This window comes from Glycomyces sp. TRM65418, from assembly GCF_019710475.1.
GTDB lineage: Bacteria > Actinomycetota > Actinomycetes > Mycobacteriales > Micromonosporaceae > Glycomyces.
In genome coordinates, this window is sequence record NZ_JAJFAX010000011.1 from 40,254 (window position 1) to 59,031 (window position 18,778).

General features: G+C 71.6%; 16 protein-coding genes. 13 read left to right on the forward strand and 3 right to left on the reverse strand.

Annotated elements, in window-relative coordinates; translation table 11 throughout:
• Window positions 1-17: 17 nt before the first annotated feature.
• On the forward strand, window positions 18-203 hold the full coding sequence (locus K3N28_RS20155; RefSeq protein WP_228094556.1) for a DUF1918 domain-containing protein: 186 nt from the start codon (window positions 18-20) through the stop codon (window positions 201-203).
• 25 nt (window positions 204-228) lie between these two features.
• On the opposite strand, the gene K3N28_RS20160 is transcribed toward K3N28_RS20155, so the two are convergent.
• Window positions 229-849, reverse strand: coding sequence for a TetR/AcrR family transcriptional regulator (locus K3N28_RS20160; protein WP_228094557.1), 621 nt, complete (start codon window positions 847-849; stop codon window positions 229-231).
• A gap of 312 nt (window positions 850-1,161) precedes the next feature.
• Window positions 1,162-2,598 (reverse strand): alkaline phosphatase PhoX, encoded by a 1,437-nt coding sequence (locus K3N28_RS20165; protein ID WP_228094558.1) that lies wholly within the window; start codon window positions 2,596-2,598, stop codon window positions 1,162-1,164.
• A gap of 182 nt (window positions 2,599-2,780) precedes the next feature.
• Here K3N28_RS20165 and ligA point away from each other — a divergent pair, with 182 nt between their 5' ends.
• From ligA to K3N28_RS20185, 4 genes are all read left to right on the forward strand, one after another.
• Window positions 2,781-5,018 (forward strand): NAD-dependent DNA ligase LigA, encoded by a 2,238-nt coding sequence (gene ligA / locus K3N28_RS20170; protein WP_374209843.1) that lies wholly within the window; start codon window positions 2,781-2,783, stop codon window positions 5,016-5,018.
• 336 nt (window positions 5,019-5,354) lie between these two features.
• Window positions 5,355-7,382: a bifunctional diguanylate cyclase/phosphodiesterase gene (locus K3N28_RS20175; protein WP_228094560.1), complete on the forward strand. Its 2,028-nt coding sequence runs from the start codon at window positions 5,355-5,357 to the stop codon at window positions 7,380-7,382.
• Window positions 7,383-7,487: 105 nt separating this feature from the next.
• Window positions 7,488-8,459, forward strand: a complete 972-nt coding sequence (locus tag K3N28_RS20180; protein WP_228094561.1) for a sigma-70 family RNA polymerase sigma factor — start codon at window positions 7,488-7,490, stop codon at window positions 8,457-8,459.
• A gap of 120 nt (window positions 8,460-8,579) precedes the next feature.
• Window positions 8,580-9,041, forward strand: coding sequence for a VOC family protein (locus tag K3N28_RS20185; protein WP_228094562.1), 462 nt, complete (start codon window positions 8,580-8,582; stop codon window positions 9,039-9,041).
• Window positions 9,042-9,222: 181 nt separating this feature from the next.
• Here the strand turns inward: K3N28_RS20185 and K3N28_RS20190 are convergent, their stop codons facing one another.
• Window positions 9,223-9,639, reverse strand: coding sequence for a VOC family protein (locus tag K3N28_RS20190; protein ID WP_228094563.1), 417 nt, complete (start codon window positions 9,637-9,639; stop codon window positions 9,223-9,225).
• 293 nt (window positions 9,640-9,932) lie between these two features.
• On the opposite strand from K3N28_RS20190, the gene K3N28_RS20195 reads away from it, so the two are divergent.
• The 8 genes from K3N28_RS20195 (at window position 9,933) to K3N28_RS20230 (ending at window position 18,662) form a co-directional block, all read left to right on the forward strand.
• Window positions 9,933-10,292 (forward strand): DUF485 domain-containing protein, encoded by a 360-nt coding sequence (locus K3N28_RS20195; RefSeq protein WP_228094564.1) that lies wholly within the window; start codon window positions 9,933-9,935, stop codon window positions 10,290-10,292.
• Complete coding sequence (locus tag K3N28_RS20200) at window positions 10,289-11,968, forward strand: cation acetate symporter (RefSeq protein WP_228094565.1); 1,680 nt, start codon at window positions 10,289-10,291, stop codon at window positions 11,966-11,968. The genes K3N28_RS20195 and K3N28_RS20200 overlap by 4 nt, the downstream gene beginning before the upstream one ends.
• A 179-nt stretch (window positions 11,969-12,147) precedes the next feature.
• Window positions 12,148-13,125, forward strand: a complete 978-nt coding sequence (locus tag K3N28_RS20205; protein ID WP_374209844.1) for a sensor histidine kinase — start codon at window positions 12,148-12,150, stop codon at window positions 13,123-13,125.
• Window positions 13,126-13,276: 151 nt separating this feature from the next.
• Entirely contained in the window at window positions 13,277-14,026 is a 750-nt protein-coding gene (locus tag K3N28_RS20210; protein WP_228094567.1) for a LytTR family DNA-binding domain-containing protein, read from the forward strand.
• Between the two features lie 412 nt (window positions 14,027-14,438).
• Entirely contained in the window at window positions 14,439-14,891 is a 453-nt protein-coding gene (locus K3N28_RS20215; RefSeq protein WP_228094568.1) for a hypothetical protein, read from the forward strand.
• Window positions 14,888-16,414, forward strand: coding sequence for a cation acetate symporter (locus K3N28_RS20220; protein ID WP_374209845.1), 1,527 nt, complete (start codon window positions 14,888-14,890; stop codon window positions 16,412-16,414). Before K3N28_RS20215 ends, K3N28_RS20220 begins: the two co-directional genes overlap by 4 nt.
• Before the next feature lie 216 nt (window positions 16,415-16,630).
• Window positions 16,631-17,419, forward strand: a complete 789-nt coding sequence (gene erm / locus K3N28_RS20225; RefSeq protein ID WP_228094570.1) for a 23S ribosomal RNA methyltransferase Erm — start codon at window positions 16,631-16,633, stop codon at window positions 17,417-17,419.
• A 79-nt stretch (window positions 17,420-17,498) separates the two neighbouring features.
• A complete protein-coding gene (locus K3N28_RS20230) occupies window positions 17,499-18,662 on the forward strand; it encodes a response regulator (RefSeq protein WP_228094571.1) in 1,164 nt (387 codons plus the stop codon).
• The last annotated feature ends 116 nt before the right edge of the window (window positions 18,663-18,778 follow it).

Here is an 18,778-nt window from a genome sequence, read left to right on the forward strand (position 1 = left end):
AGAGGGTGGTGATCAGCGTGCAGGTGAAGGAAGGCGACCGACTGCGGTTCCGCGGGCGCCGGGTCGGCATGAAGGAGCACGTCGCCGAAGTGGAGGCGGTGCTCGGCCAGGACGGCGGGCCGCCGTACCGCGTCCGGTACGAGGACGGTCACGAGGCCGTCGTCGTCCCCGAGTCCGACTGCGTCGTGGAGCCGCGCGGCTGAACGGGCGCGGCACCGCGGCCCTGACTCAACGGCGGTCGACCAGGTGCTCGACGGGCATCGTCAGGTACCGGTCGATCGTCGGCCCGATCGTCTCGGCCAGTTCCGCTTCGCCCAGCGAGGCGATCGGCTCCAGTTTCAGGATGTACCGGGTCACCACGAGGCCGAAGATCTGCGAGCCGATGAAGTTGGCGCGCACCGGGACGTGGTCGACCCGGTCGCCGATCGCCTCTTCCACGGTCTTGACGATCCGGTGCTCGAACATCTGGCGCAGCACGAACGACATGGCCGGCTTCGAGAGGCTCGTGCGGACCACGGCGAGCAGCTTCTCCTGGTGCGGGCCGTCCCAGATGGTGACGAACGCGTGCATGAGCCGCTCGCCCACACCCTCGATCTCGCCTCCCTCGAGGACGGCCGCCACCTCGGGGGCCGGGTCGAGCGGCAGCTCGATCGCCGCCAGGAAGAGGTCGTTCTTCGAGCCGAAGTAGTGGTGGATCAGCGAGGGGTCCACCCCGGCCTCGGAGGCGATGCGCCGCATGGAGACCGACTCGAAGCCCTCTTCGGCGAAGAGCCGCCGGGCGGCGGCCAGGATCTCCGCCTTGGTGTCGGGGTTGCCTGAACGCCGTCCGGCGCGCTTGCTTCTGGCCACGGAGACGACCCTAGTTCGTGCGCCGCCGGAGTGTCGCGGCTCCGAGCGCCGTTGCGACGAGGACCGCACCGCACGCGACGCCGGGACGGCATGGGGGCGGCCTCCGGATGGGCGACCGCGCGGACGAAGACGGCCGTGCCGAGCCGGAGGAACCGAGCGGCCGGCGGGGATCGCGTCTGACGACAAGGAAGCCGCCGGCGAGCCTCAAGGCCGGGGAGCGGTCGCTCCGGGCGCTCGAACCGACCGAGACGAAACCGGCCGCGCAGCGGGGACGATTGCTGCGCGGCCGGCCTCTACTCGGGAAGGTGAGTCTCAGAGGACGCCCTTGTTCCAGGGCCCCCAGATGGCGACCGTGCGTCCCGGTTCGAGGGCCGGGTCGCCCAGGTCGCCGCGCGTGGCGCCCTGCATGTTCGCGAACAGGACCTTGCCGTCGGGCGAGAACGTCGCGCCGCACCACTCGGTGCGGCCTTCGTGGTAGACCAGCGGGAAGATCTCCCCGTCCTGCGTCAGGCCCCGCATCGCCGGCAGGTCGCGGCTCGTGTCCTCGCACAGGATCAGGTTCCCGCCCGGGGAGACCGTGATGTTGTCCGGATACGACAGCAGCTCCGCGTCGGGGGACTCGAACACCAGCTTCAGCGTCCCGCCCTTGCGCCCGCGCGGCCGGTACTCCCACAGCTGGCCCTCGCCCTCGTCGCCGCCCGAAGTGGACGCGATGTAGACGGCGCCGTCGCCGTAGAAGCAGCCCTCGAGCCGTCCGAAGACCGCCGCGCCCCGCGCCCAGCCCTGGTTGAACACCGCGAGCGGGTCCTCCTCGGCGCCGGCCGGGTCCGGGTCGTCGATGTCGACCCACTCGACGTACAGGCCCTTCCCGGCGCGCTGGCCGGTGCGGGTGTCGTAGTTCCACTTGTCGGCGATCTTGAGCATCTGGAGCTGCCCGCCCTCGGCGAGGTCGCCCGGGACGTTCGGCAGGAACCGGTAGAACCCGGCGGTGTTCTGGTCCTCGGTCTCGTAGACCACGCCGGAGCGCGGGTCCACGGCCACGGCCTCGTGCACGAAGCGGCCCATGGCCTTGAGCGGCACCGGGGTCGCCTCGGACTCCTCGGCCGAGGACACCTCGAAGACGTAGCCGTGCTCGGCCTCCCAGCCCGCCGCGGTCCCGGCGGTGGTCTCCTCGCACGAGAGCCACGAGCCCCACGGGGTGGGCCCGCCCGCGCAGTTGACGATGGTGCCCGACAGGGACTGCCAGGCGTCCTCGAAGTGCGGCTCGCCGGCCTTCCAGCGGACGTTCAGCGTCGTGGTCCCGCCGCCGCCGAGCGCGTCGTAGCGGTGCTCGGCGCTGCCCGCGGGCGTGCCGGTTCCCGGCTCGTTGCGCTCCTCGTGGTTGCGCACGAGCCGCCATTCGCCGCGGCGGCCGGTGGGGAAGCAGGCCATGCCGTCGTGGGCGAGCGGCGTGAGGTTGCCGTCCCGCATCGGGGAGCCGGCCACCGAGAACACCTTGAAGTCGAAGCCCTCGGGCAGCCACAGGGTCTGGGAGAACCCGGACTCGGGGTCGGTGCGGGTCAGCTCCCGCAGCTCGCCGTAACCGCCGTTGTCGGGGCTGGTCCGGTCCTTCTCACCGTCCTTCGCGTTGGCGGCGCGGATCGACAGGCCCTCCATCGCGGCGATCGCGAAGAGGCTCCCGCCGGCCGCGGCGGCGCCGCGGCGCAGGAAGCTGCGGCGGTTCGAGCCGCCGATCGTGAGGGTCGCCAATGCCTGACTCCTTTGACGGGGCAGCGGGGGTGCGGGCAGTACGCAGCCGATCCTCCCGGGCCCCGGGGAGAGTCAGGCAAGCAAAACGTGAACGCAAGGTGACCGCTTGCATAAGGCTTCGGCCTCCCCGAAACGTCGGACCCAGCTGACACAATGGGGCCGTGAGCACGACTGACACCGGCCTGGACGGTACCGCACCCGAACGTTCGAACGACGCTGATTTCGAGCGCGCCCGCGAGCGCCACGAAACGCTGGCCGCGGAGATCACCGAGCACCGGCGGCGCTACTACCTCGCCGAGCCCACGATCTCGGACAGTCAGTTCGACGAGCTCTTCCACGAGCTGATCGACATCGAGACGGCCCATCCCGAGCTCCAGAGCAACGACTCGCCCACGCAGCAGGTCGGCACCTTCTCCGAGGCGTTCACGCCCGTCGCGCACCTGGAGAAGATGCTCAGCCTCCAGGACGTGTTCAGCCTCGAAGAGGTCCAGGCCTGGGCCGACCGGATCACCGCCGAGGTCCCCGGCGAGCCGTACCTGTGCGAGGTCAAGATCGACGGGCTCGCCGTCGACCTCGTCTACGAGCACGGCCGCCTCGCCCGCGCGGCCACCCGCGGCGACGGGACCACCGGCGAGGACGTCTCCGCGAACGTCGCCACCATCGACGCCGTCCCGCAGCGCCTCAAGGCCGCCGAGGGCTTCGACGTGCCCGAGTTGCTGGAGGTCCGCGGCGAGGTCTACTTCCCGACCGACGAGTTCGACCGGCTCAACGAATCCCAGGTCGCCGCCGGCAAGGCCCCGTTCGCCAACCCGCGCAACGCCGCCGCCGGGTCGCTGCGGCAGAAGGACCCCTCCAAGACCGCCGAGCGGCCCCTGAGCTTCATCGCCCACGGCCTCGGCGCGCTCAAGGGCTTCGAGCCGCAGTCGCAGTCCCACTCCTACGCCGCGCTCGAGGCCTGGGGCCTGCCGACGAGCCCGTACTGGCGCGTCGTCGACACCATCGACGAGGTCTTCGCCTACATCCACGAGTTCGGCGAGCAGCGCCACTCGCTCGTCCACGAGATCGACGGCGTCGTCGTGAAGATCGATCGGCTCGGGACGCAGCGCCGCCTCGGCGCGACCTCCCGCGTGCCCCGCTGGGCCGTGGCCTACAAGTTCGCGCCCGAGGAGGTCAACACCGAGCTCCTCGACATCAAGGTCTCCATCGGACGCACCGGCCGCGCCACGCCCTACGCGGTGCTCGAACCCGTGCGCGTCGCCGGCTCCGAAGTCGAGTTCGCGACCCTCCACAACGCCGACCAGGTCAAGGCCAAGGGTGTCAAGATCGGCGACACCGTCGTCGTCCGCAAGGCCGGAGACGTCATCCCCGAGGTCGTCGCGCCGGTCGCCGCCGCCCGCGACGGCTCCGAGACCGACTTCGTCATGCCCGAGCGCTGCCCCGAATGCGACAGCGTGCTCGCGCCCGCCTCCGAAGGCGACGTCGACCTGCGCTGCCCCAACGCCCGCTCCTGCCCCGGGCAGCTGCGCGAGCGCCTCGCCTACCTCTCGGGACGTTCCTGCTTCGACGTCGACCGCATGGGCTACATCGCCTGCTCGGCGCTCGTCGAACCGCTCGACACCGACCCGGTCCTGGTGGACGAGGGCGGCGTCTTCGATCTCAGGATCGAGGACCTGCTGCCCATCAAGGTGGTCGTCCGCGACCCGGACTCGGGCCTCCCCAAGATCGTCGAGGCGACCGGCGAGCCGAAGGTCGTCACGCCGTTCGCCAAGCAGCCCGACAAGAAGACCGGTGAGATCCTCCCGCGCAAGAACGCCGAGGAGATGCTCGAGAACCTCGAGAAGGCCAAGCGGCAGCCGCTGTGGCGCGTGATCAACGCGCTCTCCATCCGCCACGTCGGACCCGTCGCGGCCCAGGCCCTCGCCGAGCACTTCGGCGACCTCGACCGCATCGCCGAGGCCGACGAGTCGGCGATCGCCGCCGTCGACGGCGTCGGCCCGACCATCGCGGCCGCCGTCAAGGACTGGTTCGCCGTCGACTGGCACCGCGCGATCGTCGAGCGCTGGCGCGCGGCCGGCGTGCGCATGCAGGACGACGCGCCCGACCCGTCCGAGCTCCCGCCGCAGACCCTCGAAGGCCTCACCGTCGTGATCACCGGCGGCATCCCCGGCTACACCCGCGAGGGCGCGGCCGCGGCCGTGAAGGCCCGCGGCGGTAAGACCACGTCCTCGGTCTCGAAGAAGACCGGCGCGGTCGTCGCGGGGGACAAGCCCGGATCGAAGTACGACAAGGCCCTGACGCTCGGGGTCCCGATCGTCCGCGGCGAGGATTTCGAGCGGTTCCTCGCCGACGGCCTCCCCCCGGCCGAACCCGAGGCCGAGTCCGATTCGGAGGCCTCCAGTGTCGGGAGCGAACCGGAATGATCACAAAACGGTAACGATCCGTATTCCGAGGCGGGGGGCCCCTCGTTAGATCAAGGCAGAGTCAACACGTGGAACTTGCCCTTCGTCGTGCCCGTCTCCCGTCCGCGTTCGCCCGAACGGGGCACCGGGTCCGGAAACGACCGCGGGCGACCCTGTTGCCGGGGAGTGGACAGCGGTTTCTGTTACGAGCATGTCGCGCCTGGTCACAACTGTGCCGCATGTGCTCCCGGCGTTGTCTGGGAGCGGAATTCGCGATATGACAGAGGAGTCGGCCACGACCGGCACTCGGTGATTCTGGCGCGTCATCGAGGACGGAGTGGCAGTGGGAGGAGCGATATGGCCACGACGCTCATGCGCAACACTGCGCCCAAAGAGCATCCGGGCCGGTATTACGGCTTTCAGGCCGCGGTCTCCGCGTGCGCGGTGATCGGGGCGGCCGTCGTGTGCGTCGTAGGCGGCACGGCCGCCACCGGCACGTTCGACGTGCCCTTCGCCTTCTGGCTCACCGCCGGTCTCGCCCTCGTCGCCGAGCTGCGGCCCACTCGCTGGGGCGGGTTGTGGATGTCGCCGATCGCGTCGATCTACCTCGTCTACGTCCTCGCCACCATGGTCACCTGGGGCTTCCTCCCCGCGATCATCGTCCAGAGCGCGGCGATCGCGCTGCTGTGCGCGCAGATCCGGGCCACCGCGTGGCGGACGGTCTTCAACGCCTCCCAGCAGGGCCTCGCGCTGGTCCTCGCCTGGTTCGTCTGGAACGCCGTCGCCGACGGCGCCGTCTGGACCGGCGGCGCGGCGCAGATGCTCACCATCTTCGCCGCCGGCACCGTGTGGACCTTGACGAGCTTCGCGCTGGTGGCCGGCCGCCAGAGCCTGCGCACCGGCGCCGGCTGGCCGGGACTGTTCTGGCAGTGGTTCAAGAGCGAATGGGCCCTGCGCGCGACCCAGGTCGCGATCGCGCCCATCCTCGCGACCGCGGCCATGGCCTCCTGGTGGCTGGTGGCGGCCTCGGCGATCCCCATCTTCGCCGTGTACCGCATCCTCCAGACCGCCGCCGACCGCGAGCGCCAGGCCGACCGCGACCCGCTCACGGGCCTGCTCAACCGCAAGGGCTTCCAGCAGGTCGTCGACGCCAAGATCACCGACGCGACCGAGACGGGCACGACCGTGGCCGTCCTCATCCTGGACCTCGACCGCTTCGCCGACGTCAACTCCGCGCTGGGCCACGAGGTGGGCGACCAGCTCCTCGTCGAGCTCGCGCAGCGGTTCCGCGCCGACAAGCCCCCCGGCAAGGCCATCGCGCACCTCGGCGGCGACGAGTTCGCGTTCACGTGGTCGGAGCTCGACGGCATGACCGACCCGTTGGAGTGCGCCCGCGAGATCCGCGCCCGCCTGGACGCCCCGATCGTCCTGGGCGACGCGAGCGTCGAAGTGGACGGCTCGGTGGGCATCGCGGTCTTCCCCGACGACGGCCCGGACTTCCAGACCCTGTTCCGCCACGCGGACATCGCGATGTACGAGTCGAAGCAGCGCGCCTCCTCGTTCGCCCGCTACGCGCCCGAGTTCGACCACCACTCGCCCGAGCGGCTGCTGCTCCTGGGCGACCTGCGGCGCGCCCTCGACCACCCGGACGCGCCCGGTGTGAACCTCTTCTACCAGCCGCAGGTGCGCATCGTGGACGGCGAGGTCATCGGGGCCGAGGCCCTGCTGCGCTACAGCCACCCGGAGCGCGGCGTGGTGAACCCGGCCGAGATCATCGAGACCGCCGAGCACTCCTCGGTGATGCGGATGCTCACCGAACGGGTCGTCGACATCGCGCTGCGCCAGCTCCGCTCCTGGAACGAGGCGGGCTACGACCTGCGCATGGCCGTGAACGTCTCGGTGCGCGACCTCCAGTCGCCGGAGTTCACCGACTTCCTGACCGGCCGCATCGACGCGTACGGCGTGGACGCCGCGAAGCTCCAGCTGGAGATCACCGAGTCGGCGCTCATGGCCGACCCGCGGCGCGTGGTCGTCAACGTGCAGCGCCTCTCGGACCTCGGCGTGGGCATCAGCCTGGACGACTTCGGCACCGGGTTCTCCTCGATGCAGCACCTGCGACGGCTCCCGGTCACCGAGATCAAGATCGACAAGTCGTTCGTGACCACGCTGATCGACGACCCGGACAACGCCGCGATCGTGTCGACCACCATCGACCTGGGCCGGGCGCTCGACGTGGAGGTCGTCGCCGAGGGCGTGGAGGACGAGAAGGTCCGCAAGCAGCTCGAAGGCTGGGGCTGCCACGCCGGCCAAGGCTGGCATTTCGCCAAGCCCATGAGCGCGGACGCGTTCGAGCGCTGGATGGCCGACCACCGCCGGGAGCAGTAGCGTTCTCCCTGCCCCATAAGGGAGTCTTCGCGAGCGCCCTGTCCAGCGCGATCGAGTTCCCGAACCGTCCTCGCGAATGTCGGTGGGCTGTGCAAGGCTGTGCTCATGAACGGAACGATCGAAGACGACGTCCTCGCCGAGTTCGAGCCGCATCGGCGCGAGCTCTGCGCCTACGCCTACCGCATGCTCGGCTCCTCGTTCGAGGCCGAGGACGCCGTGCAGGAGGCGTTCACGCGCGCGTGGAAGTCGCACGGCTCCTTCGAGGGCCGTTCCTCACTCCGCTCGTGGCTCTACAAGATCACCACGAACGTGTGCCTGGACATGATCAAGGGCCCGCAGCGCCGGGCCCGGCCGATGGACCTGGCGCCGGCCTCGGACGCGGGATCGCCCCTGCCCGCACCCGAACCCGACTACCTGTGGGTCGAGCCGATCCCCGACTCGATGGCGTTCGGGGCCGACCCGGCGGCGGCGGCCGAGGCCAAGGACACGCTGCGGCTCGCGTTCGTCGCGGCCGTGCAGCACCTGCCCGCGAAGCAGCGCGCGGTGATGCTCATGCGCGAGGTCCTGCGCTTCTCGGCCGCCGAGACGGCCGAGATGCTGCAGCTCAGCCCGGCGAGCGTCAACAGCGCCCTGCAGCGTGCGAAGGCCACGATGGAGAAGGTCCACGAGGCCCCCGAGAGCGCCTACGACGTCGACGACGAGACGCTCCGGAAGCTCGTCGACGGGTACGTGAGCGCCTTCGAGGCCTACGACATGGACGCGCTGACGGCCCTGTGCACGAAGGACGTGGCCCTCTCCATGCCGCCGATCCCGCTGTGGGTCCAGGGCCGCGCGAGCGTCGCCGAGTTCATGCTCACCACCGGTTCGGAGTGCCGCGACTCGAAGCTCGTCCCGGTCAGCGCCAACGGCCTCCCGGCCTTCGGCCACTACAAGCCCAGCGGCGAGCCGGGCCTGTGGCTGCCGTGGTCGATCACCGTCCTCGAACTCGAAGGCGGCCAGATCGCGGGCCTGAACTACTTCCTGGACACGCCGAAGCTGTTCCCGCTGTTCGGCCTCCCGGCCGAGTACCGCGAGTAGCCTGCAGCGCCATCGGACGGCCCCCCGCACCGCGGGGGGCCGTCCGTCGTCTCGAACGGACAGTGCATGCGGGAACGCTGTTCCGAACCCGTCGTCGTACCCGCGATATAGCCTCGCCGTATGCCAGTGCACTTCAAAATCTGCGTCGACTGCGCCGACCCCCACCGGCTGGCGGCCTTCTGGGCCGAGGCCATGGGCTACGAGGTCGAGGACCATTCGCAGCTCATCGAGAACCTCCTTGCGCAGGGCGTCATCACCGAAGACCAGGGCCTCCTCGTGGAGGTCGACGGCCGCAAGGCCTGGAAGACCGCCGCGGCGGTCCGGAGCCCCGACGATCCGGCGAACCCCGAAACCGGGATGGGCAAGGGGATGCGGATCCTCTTCCAGACCGTGCCCGAGCCCAAGACCGTCAAGAACCGCATCCACCTCGACCTCCACGTGGGCCTCGACAGGATCGAGTCCGAAGCGGCACGCCTCGAGGCCCTCGGAGGGAAGCGCCTGACCGACGTCATCAGCGAAGGCGGCGCCACCTGGATCGTCATGGGCGACCCCGAAGGCAACGAATTCTGCGTCCACTCATAGAGAGCACCGGCCGCTGCAGCGCCACCGTCGCCGCCGGGGGACGCGCCGACCGATCCTCAGCAGCGGAGCTGATCGTCCGAGCGCGCCGAAGACCGCCACGTAATGCGTGGCGGTCTTCGGCATGCGTTGCCGCGACTGGACGGCCGCACGTGAACGGACGCCGTTCTCGCTTCAGCGGGCGCTAGGCGCCGTACGGCATGTAGAACGGCTCCCACTGGTGGCCGTCCAGGTCGAGGAAGGTCCGGCCGTGCATGCCCACCTCGGCCTCCTGGGCCCGCCGGTCCTGCTTGGCGGTCTCCTCCGTGCCCCCGGCCTTGACCGCCGCCTCGGTGAGCTCGTCCACGGCCTCCTTGGTCGGCAGCGCCAGCGCGTACGCCGCCGCCGAATAGGTCGCCGTGTCGGCGATCGGCCGCTCCGCGAACGTCGTGTAGAACGCCTTCGTCAGCAGCATCAGGCAGATGTTGTCGTCCACCACCACGCACGCGGCGTTCTCGTCGGTGAAGTCCGGGTTGATGCTCCAGCCGAGGTTCTCGTAGAACTCCTTGGCGCGGGGCAGGTCGGCCACGGGCAGGTTCAGGAAGATCATCTTGTTCGCCATCGGTTGCGTCCTTTCGGTGTTCCAGTGCCTTCCCTATCCAGACGAGACCGACGCGCGGAATTCATCGTCCGCGAGCACGGCTTTCGCGATGACCGCTCGCCGACCGTTCATCGACCGCTCGTCGGCGTCCCGTCGCCTCCTCGCCGCAGGATGCGGGCCCCTGGGCGACCCACGTCACAGCGATGCTTTTCTCGATCGCCCGCAGCTCATAGGTTGCTGGTAAACCCGTCACCGCGTCGACATGCGCCAGCTGCCCTTTCGACACGGTTAGCCCTTCAAGGAGGAACGGCCCGATGGCTACGACCCCCACCCGCGACGGACCACCGCCGGACACCACCGACGAGCAGCTCGCGGCGATGCACGACGATCCCCGCTTCGTCGAACTCAAGCGCCGCCTGTTCCGCTTCATCGTCCCGGCCACGATCGGGTTCCTCGCCTGGTACCTCCTCTACGTGCTCCTCTCCGCCTACGCCCGCGACTTCATGGGCACGGTCGTGTTCGGCAACATCAACGTGGCCCTGCTCCTCGGCCTCGGACAGTTCGTCTCGACCTTCGGCATCGCCTGGGCCTACTCCCGCTACACCGCCCGCAATTACGACCCCCGCGCCGAAGAGCTCCACGACGCCATCCACTACGGGGAGACGAGCCGATGAACCTCCTCGCACAGCAGACCGAAGCCGGTCGCACGCTCACGTTCGCGCTGTTCCTGCTCATGGTGGCCGGCACCGTCGCCATCACCGTCTGGGCCGGCAAGCGCACCCGCAACGCCACCGACTTCCACTCCGGCGGTCGCGGGTTCAAGCCGTGGCAGAACGGCTTCGCCATCGCCTCGGACTACATGTCCGCGGCGTCCTTCCTCGGCATCGCCGGCATCATCGCCCTCTCCGGCTACGACGGCTTCCTGTACTCGATCGGGTTCCTCGTGGCCTGGCTCGTCGCGCTGCTCCTCGTGGCCGAGCTGCTGCGCAACTCCGGCCGGTTCACGATGGCCGACGTCCTGTCGTTCCGGATGCGCCAGCGCCCGGTCCGCACGGCGGCCGCGGTCTCGACCATGAGCGTCTCGATCTTCTACCTGCTCGCACAGATGGTCGGCGCGGGGGCGCTCATCGCGCTCCTGCTCGGCATCAAGGAAGGCGAGACGTTCCTGGGCATGAACGCCGAGGTCGCCGCCAACATGGGCATCGTCCTCGTCGGACTGCTCATGATCCTGTACGTCGCGCTCGGCGGCATGAAGGGCACCACCTGGGTCCAGATCGTCCAAGCCGTCATGCTCCTCGGCGGCGCGGCGCTCCTGGCCGTGCTGGTCCTGGCGGAGTACGGGTTCAACATCTCGAACCTGCTCGGCGACGCGGCCAGCTCGTCCGGTCTCGGCTCGGCGTTCCTCGAACCCGGGCAGCGCTACGGCGTCGAGATCCCCGGCGACCCCACGCAGACGATGTGGAACAAGCTGGACCTCATCAGCCTCGGTCTGGCCCTGGTCCTCGGCACCGCCGGTCTGCCGCACATCCTCATCCGCTTCTACACGGTCCCGGACGCCAAGTCGGCCCGCAAGTCCGTCAACTGGGGCATCGGGCTCATCGGCAGCTTCTACCTGCTGACCCTGGTGCTCGGGTTCGGCGCGGCCGCGATGGTCGGCGCCGAGGCCATCACCGCCCAGAACCCGGCCGGCAACACCGCCGCGCCGCAACTGGCGCAGGAGGCGGGCGAAGCGTTCGGCGGCTCGACGATGGGCGCGGTCCTGCTGGCGGTGATCGCCTCCGCCGCGTTCGCCGCGATCCTGTCCACGGTGGCCGGTCTGGTGATCGCCTCGTCCTCGTCGCTCGCCCACGACCTGTACAACAGCGTCATCCGGCGGGGGGCCGCCACCGACCGCGAAGAGGTCGTGGTCGCCAAGATCGCCGCCATCGGGGTCGGCGTCGTCGCGATCGTCCTGGCGATCTTCGCCCAGACGCTCAACGTGGCCTTCCTGGTGGCGCTGGCCTTCGCGGTCGCCGCCTCCGCCAACCTGCCGACGCTGCTGCTCAGCCTGTTCTGGAAGCGGTTCAACACCGCGGGCGCGGTCGCCGGCATCTACGGCGGTCTCATCGCCGCCGTCGGACTGGTGGTCTTCTCGCCGGTCTTCTCCGGAACCGAACGCTCGCTGCTCGGCGAGGGGGTCGACATCGCCTGGTTCCCGATGTCGAACCCCGGCTTGGTGTCCATCCCGCTCGGACTCATCTGCGCTGTGGTCGGCACGCTGATGTCCTCCGAGTCCCGTCCCGACCGGTTCGCGACCCTCCAGGTGAGGGCGCTGACCGGAGCGGGCTCGGAGCGGGCCGTGAGTCACTGAGCCCCCCAGGGGGCGGGGAGGGCCGGTCGGCCCTCCCCGCCTGACCATGTGGGCCACGTTACAGTGGTGAAGTGATTCCCGGCCGTCTCTACGATTCGATCCGCGCCTCGCGGCTCGCCCCCGCGCGCCGACGCGTCGCGGGCGCCGGGACCCTCGCCGCCCTCCGGCTCTCCCGCCAGATCGGCGAGTCCCTCGCCGACGGCCTCGCGGGCAAGGGCGCCTCGATCGCCGCCCGCCGGCTGGCCCGGCTCCTCGCGGCCGACGCGGTCGCGCTGGCCGACTGCGACCGGATCATCGCCGTCACCGGCGACCTCGACCCGGTCGCGGCGCAGAGCCTGCTCGTGGAGACCCTGGACGTGCTGGAGCCGGTCACCGCGCCGCCGCTGCGGGCCTCGCCGCTGGTCGTCTCGGGGGACCTGGCCGGGTGCCTGCTCGTCGCGGGGGACGTGAGCGACGCCGAGGTCGCCGAGGCCGCCCACCTCGTGGCCACCGCGCTCGACCACGCCGACCTCGACCGCGCCCGTGAGCGGATCGCCGCCGCGGACCTGCGGACCCTCCGCGCGCAGATCTCGCCGCACTTCATGCACAACGCCCTCGCGGCGATCAGCGCCCACACCCGCACCGACCCCGAACGGGCCCGTGAACTGCTCACCGACTTCTCGGACTACCTGCGCTACTCGTTCGCCAACACCGGGGACTACGCGACCGTGGCCGACGAGCTGCAAGCCGTCCAGACGTACCTCGAACTCCAGCGGGCCCGCTTCGACGACCGGCTCGACATCACCGTGCGCATCGCCCCGGAGGTCCTGCCCGTGCCGATCCCGTTCCTGGTGGTCCAGCCGCTCGTCGAGAACGCGGTCCGCCACGGCTTCGAGGCGAAGCCCGGCACCGGGCACATCGCCGTGCGGGGCTTCTCCGAGGGCGCGCTGTGCGTCATCGAGATCGAGGACGACGGTGCGGGCATGGAACCCGAGGTCGCCAAGGCGATCCTCACCGGCAGCCGTCAAGGGGCCGGTCGGATCGGCCTGGCGAACGTGGACCGCCGCCTGCGGGCGGTCTACGGACCCGAGTACGGTCTGTGGCTCGACACCGCCCCCGGCTCGGGGACCAAGGCGACCGTGCGGATCCCGCGGTACGCGAGAGGTGTCCACGCATGACCGGCAATGAGCAGACCCCTAGGAGCACCAGCATGACCGCCCACCCCCCGGCGCGCCCGCCCCTCGCCCGCCCGACGCCGGGGGCGCCTCGCGCCCCCCTCGCCGGCCCGGCCCGCTTCCCCCGCCCGACCGCGGACGGGGGCGGGCGCCGATGAACCTGCTGCGCGTGCTCGTCGTCGAAGACGAGCCGTCCACCCGCACCGAGCTCGCGACGCAGCTCGCCGAGCAGCCCAGCGTCGGCGAGGTCGTGTCCGCCGCGGGAGGCGACGAGGCGGTGCGCCTCCTCGGCTCCGGTTCGTTCGACGCGGCGTTCCTCGACATCGCGATGCCGGGCCTGACGGGCATGGACGTCGCCCGCATCCTCAAGCGCCTGTCCGACCCGCCCGAGATCGTGTTCGTCACCGCGTACGACAACCACGCCGTGGAGGCCTTCGGGCTCGGCGCGGCGGACTACCTGCTCAAGCCGTTCCGGCCCGAACGCCTCGCCGAGGCGGTGGCCCGCATCGGCGGGCGCCGCTCGGGCCCGGTGGTGGGGGACAAGGCCGACGACCTCGCGGTGGTCCAGGTCGAGCTCGCCGGGCGGACGGTGTTCGTGCGCCGCGACGACATCGCCTACGCCGAGGCCCACGGCGACTACGTGCGCCTCCACTCCAGCCAGGGCTCGCACCTGCTCCGGCAGTCGCTCACCTACCTCGAACAGGTCTGGGACGCGGCGGGCTTCGTGCGCGCGCACCGGTCGTTCCTCATCAACCTCGCCGCGGTCACGGAGCTGCGGGTGACCTCGACGGCCGGACTCGTGGCGGTCACCGAGGCGGGCGAGGTCCCGGTCAGCCGCAGGCACTCGCGACTGCTCCGCGAGCGGCTCCTGCAGGCGGCGAGGGAAGGCGGGGCGGGGCGGTGAGGCACGCGGGTCCGCGAGCGGCGGCGCGACGCGTGAGCGCCGAACGCGGGGAGGCCCCGCGGCTGCTCGCCTTGGGCGGTCCCGCGGCGATCTCGTCGGTGCCGGCACGCGCGCACGAGCGTCCCCGAGCGGCGGCTGCGCGGCGAAGCCGCGCGCCGCAGGCGTGCAGCGCGCGCGGCTTCGGGGCGGTCGCCCCGGCTGCCGTTCACCGTCGGGAGGCGGTGCGAGGACGATCGCCGAGCGCCGACCGCACGAATTCGGCGCCGGCGCTCGACGGTCGGTCGACAGTGGTGCCGAGCACCGTACAAGCGGACGCCGCCCATCGGCACCGGGCAAGTGCTGCGGCGCTTCGCGTCCGCACCACTGCAGCGCTCGATCGCCTCACGTTCGGTCCCTTCTGGAGCGACCGGCCGTGAACCAGCGTGTCCGCGTCACCAGTCCGCAGACCCGACTCGCGCAGCGGCGCGGCTCGGACGCCAAAGGGCGCCTCAGCCGGCTCTCCGGGCGACCGCCGCTCTCCAGCCTCACCGCCATCGACCTCGACGCGGCCGAGCGCGCCCTCCACCGCCAGCGCGGCCTCGCCGTCCGCACCGCCGCCACGCTCGCGATCGCCTTGGGCGTCCTGCTCACCGCCGCCGTCCTCACCCCCGGCCGCCTCAGCTGGGCCGTCCTCTTCTTCGCGCCCTACCCGGTCCTGCTCACGCTCGCCGTGCTCCACGTGCGCCGCGCCGAGCAGATCGAAGCCGAGCACAACGACCCCGCCCGCAACGACCGCGCCCCCCTCGACGGCGCCTCCCGCGACGACCCCGCCCCTCCCGAGAGCGCCTCCCGGGACGATCCCCTCCAAGGCAGCGGCGGCCCCTGATGCTCGGCCTCGCCTCCATCAGCCTCGTCCTCGCCTCCAGCGTCCTCATCGGCGTCTGGGGCGTGCGCGCCGCACGCTCCACACCGGACTTCCTGGTCGCCTCCCGCAGCATCGTCCCCGGCTGGAACGCCCTCGCCATCGCCGGCGAGTACGTCTCGGCCGCCTCCGTGCTCGGCCTCGCCGGACTCCTGGTCAAGAACGGCGTCGGCGCGATGTGGTACGCCGTGGGCTTCACCGCCGGGTACGTGCTCGTCGCCGCGCTCGTCGCCGGGCCCATGCGCCGCAGCGGCGCCTACACCGTCCCCGACTTCGCCGAATACCGCCTCGGCTCCCCGCGCATCCGCCGCATGTGCGGCCTCGTCGTGCTCGTCATCATGCTGCTGTACCTGCTGCCGCAGTTCAAGGCCGCCGGAGTCGTGCTCGAACTCGTCTCCGGCATCCCCTACTGGATCGGCGTGGTCGGCGCGGGCCTCGTCGTCTCCTCGACCATCGCCGTCGGCGGGATGCGCTCGGCCACCTACGTGCAGGCCTTCCACTACATGGTCAAACTCGCGTTCATCGCCGGCCCCGCGCTCTTCCTCATCGCGCTGGCGGGGCCCCAGACCCGCGCGGCGGCCCTCAACCCCGTCGCCGGCTCCGACTGGGCCCGCCCCCTCCTCGACCTCGACGGCTCCGGCCACCCGCTGCTCGCGACGATCTCCGTCCTGGTCGCGACCACCTTGGGCGCCATGGGCCTTCCGCACGTCGTGATGCGCTTCCACACCGTCGCGGGCGCCCGCGCGGCCCGCCGGGTCGCCGTCAGCGTCATCGTCCTGCTCGGCCTGTTCTACCTGTTCCCGGTCGTGTACGGCCTCCTCGGCCGCGTCACCACCCCCGATCCCGAGGAGACCGACGTCGTGCCGCTCCTCGTGCCCGGCGCGATCGCCCCCGGCACGGTCGGCGCGGTGCTGACCGCGCTCGTCGCGGCGGGCGCGTTCGCGGCGTTCCTGTCGACCTCTTCGGGGCTGCTCCTCGCGCTCGCCGGAGGCCTCTCGCACGACCTGTTCGGCGGTTCGCTCTCGCGGCTGCGGCTGGGCGTCCTGGTCGGCACGGCCCTGGCGGTGGTCCTGTCGCTCCCGGCGTCGGACGTGGACATCAACGTCCTGGTCGGCTGGGCCTTCGCGGTCGCGGCCTCCACGTTCTGCCCGCTGCTGACCCTCGGCATCTGGTGGCGCGGGCTCACCGCGACCGGCGCGACCGCGGGCCTCCTCGTCGGCGCGTGCTCGTCCACGGGCGCGGCCCTCGCCTCGGTGGTCCTGGAACTGGATCCGGGGATCGTCTCGGTCCTGATCGCCCAGCCCGCGCTGTGGACGGTGCCGCTCGCGTTCGCCGTCATGTGGGGCGCGTCCCGCCCCGGCGCGGTGCCCGACTGGGCCAGCGAGGCGGTCCTGCGCCTGCACGTGCCGGGCCGCTACAGCACCGGCGACACCGGTCCGATCGCGCGGCGGGAGAACCGGGTGGACGCCTCGGGCGACGCCGGTTAATCTCAGGGGCATGTACGGGTCTCCAGGGCTGAACGCGTGCGCCGCGTTCGGCCCGTGCTTCATCCGGCTGCGCGCGGCGGCCTAGGCCCCCGCGAGCGCGCACTCCACGGCAGTCCGCCGCTCCTTCACGGTGCCCTCTGACGGCACCGGCCGCGCCTCCGCGCGGGCCTAGGCGAATCGACCGTCCTGATTCGTCTCGTCCCATGGAGGACACCCATGTCCCGCAGCCAGTCCCCGCGCACCGGCTCGAAGCGCAAGCTCCTGTCCCAGAACTTCCTCCGCGACGCGTCGGTGGCGCGCCGCCTCGTCGACGCCTCCGGCGTCGGCCCCGACGACCTCGTGATCGAGGTCGGCCCCGGCGACGGCATGGTCACCAGGCCCCTGCTGGACCGGGCCCGCCGCGTCATCGCCTACGAGAAGGACCGCCACTTCGTCGAACGCCTGCGCTCGCGGCTCGGGCACCACGGGCACTTCAGCTGCCATCAGGCGGACTTCCGCGACGTGCGGCCGCCGAGCGAGCCGTTCGCGGTGGTCGCCAACGCGCCCTTCGGCATCACCACGGGGATCGTCCGCTGGTGCCTGGACGCCGACCGGCTCACGTCGGCCACATTGGTCACTCAGCTCGAGTTCGCCCGCAAGCACACCGGCGACTACGGCCGCTGGAGCCGGCTGGCGGTCGCGCACTGGCCCGAGTTCGCTCTGGACCTCGGCATGCGCATCGGCCGCGGCGAATTCCACCCGGTGCCCCGAGTGGACGCAGCCGTGCTCCATCTGCGTCGGCGGCCGGTGCCGCTGCTGCCCGAGGCGGCCTTGGGGGACTACCACGACCTCGTGGAACTCGGCTTCTCCGGCGTCGGCGGCTCGCTCGCCGCGTCCCTGCGCCGGGCGGTGCCGGCGCGCGTCGCGGCGAGGGCCTGCGACGAAGCCGGGATCGCACGCGACCGACCGGTCGGCCTCGTCCCGCCGGACCGCTGGATCGCCCTGTACGAGGTGCTCTCGCGATGAGCCACTGGGGTGCCGGATCGCATGCGGTGGCCGTTTAAGGTGAAGTGTCCCGGCCCGGCACCCCTATTCGGAGCGTTCGATGAGCGAAGCCATCTGGATCGAGTTGATCAAGATCCTCCCCACGTTCATGTGGGTGAGCCTCGGCGTCGGCGCGCTCCTCATCGCCCGGCGGCTGCTCGCCCAGCAGGCGCACCGGATGACCCGCGTCGAGTCGCCGTTCGTCTCGGTCGACTTCGCGCAGGACGCCATCGCGCAGGCCTTCAACCGCGGTCCCGAGAGCCGGACCCCTGCACAGGGCGGTGATTCCACCGGACCGATCGAGGGTCCGCCGACCCCTGACGAGGTCCTGTGGCGGCAGGAGACGGAGCCCGAACCGGTCGCGGCCGACCGGGGCGCCCCCGATGAGCGGGCCGCGGCCGGCGATGGCTCCGGTGCGGGACCCTGGCTCCGGCAGGGCCCCGCGAGCGACCCCGACAAGACCCACGCATTGCGGCCCAGGCAGCGGCCCGCGTCCGAGGACATGTCCGATGAGGACGAGTTCGACCTCTCCTCCCTCTTGGACGACGGCGCCTCCGGAGCGGACGAGGACGGCGTCCCGACCGCCCCGGCCGAGCACGAGCCGCGCCCGGCCGAGGCCCCGCCGAACGCGAGCGCGCCGTATCCGCCGGGCCTCGTGCCGCAGGGGTTCCAGTCGATGTACCCGCCGCCGCCCGCGACCGGCACCACCGCCTACCGGCCGCCGTCGTACTACGCCGTCACCACCGATCCGCACCGCGGGCTGCGCGCCGCCACGCGCCTCGCGGGCGCCGCGGACCTGCTCCAGGGCGGCGCGATCCTGTGGGTCGACGACCACCACCGCTGGAACGAGCCGCTCGTCCGCCTCTTCCGCACGGCCGGAATGAAGGTGGACACCGTGAGCACGACGGAGGAGACCCTCCGGCACCTCGACAAGGGCTCGTACGACCTGGTCATCACCGACCTGCGCCGGGAGCGCGATCCGGGCGACGGGGTCGCGGGGATGGCGCTGCTCGACCGCATGGTCGCCCGCGGCATCCCCACTCCGGCGGTGGTCTTCTCCGACAACCCGCAGGTGCGCGCCATGTCCCATCCGCGCGCCGCCGCGACCACCAACAGCCCGGAGGACCTCGTCAACCGCGTCGTGGACCTGGTAGGCCACCGCCGCGCCGCCCTCAACCAGCCGCAGGCGGCCAAGACCGGCGGGTTCTTCTTCGGGAACAGCTAGCGCCCGGGCGAGCCGACGCGCCGCCCTCGCCCGGTCATGGGCCGACCGGGCGAGGCCCGGGCGGGCCGCGCCCCCGAAGGGGCGAGCCCGCCCGGACCCGCATGGCGCCGCGCGGC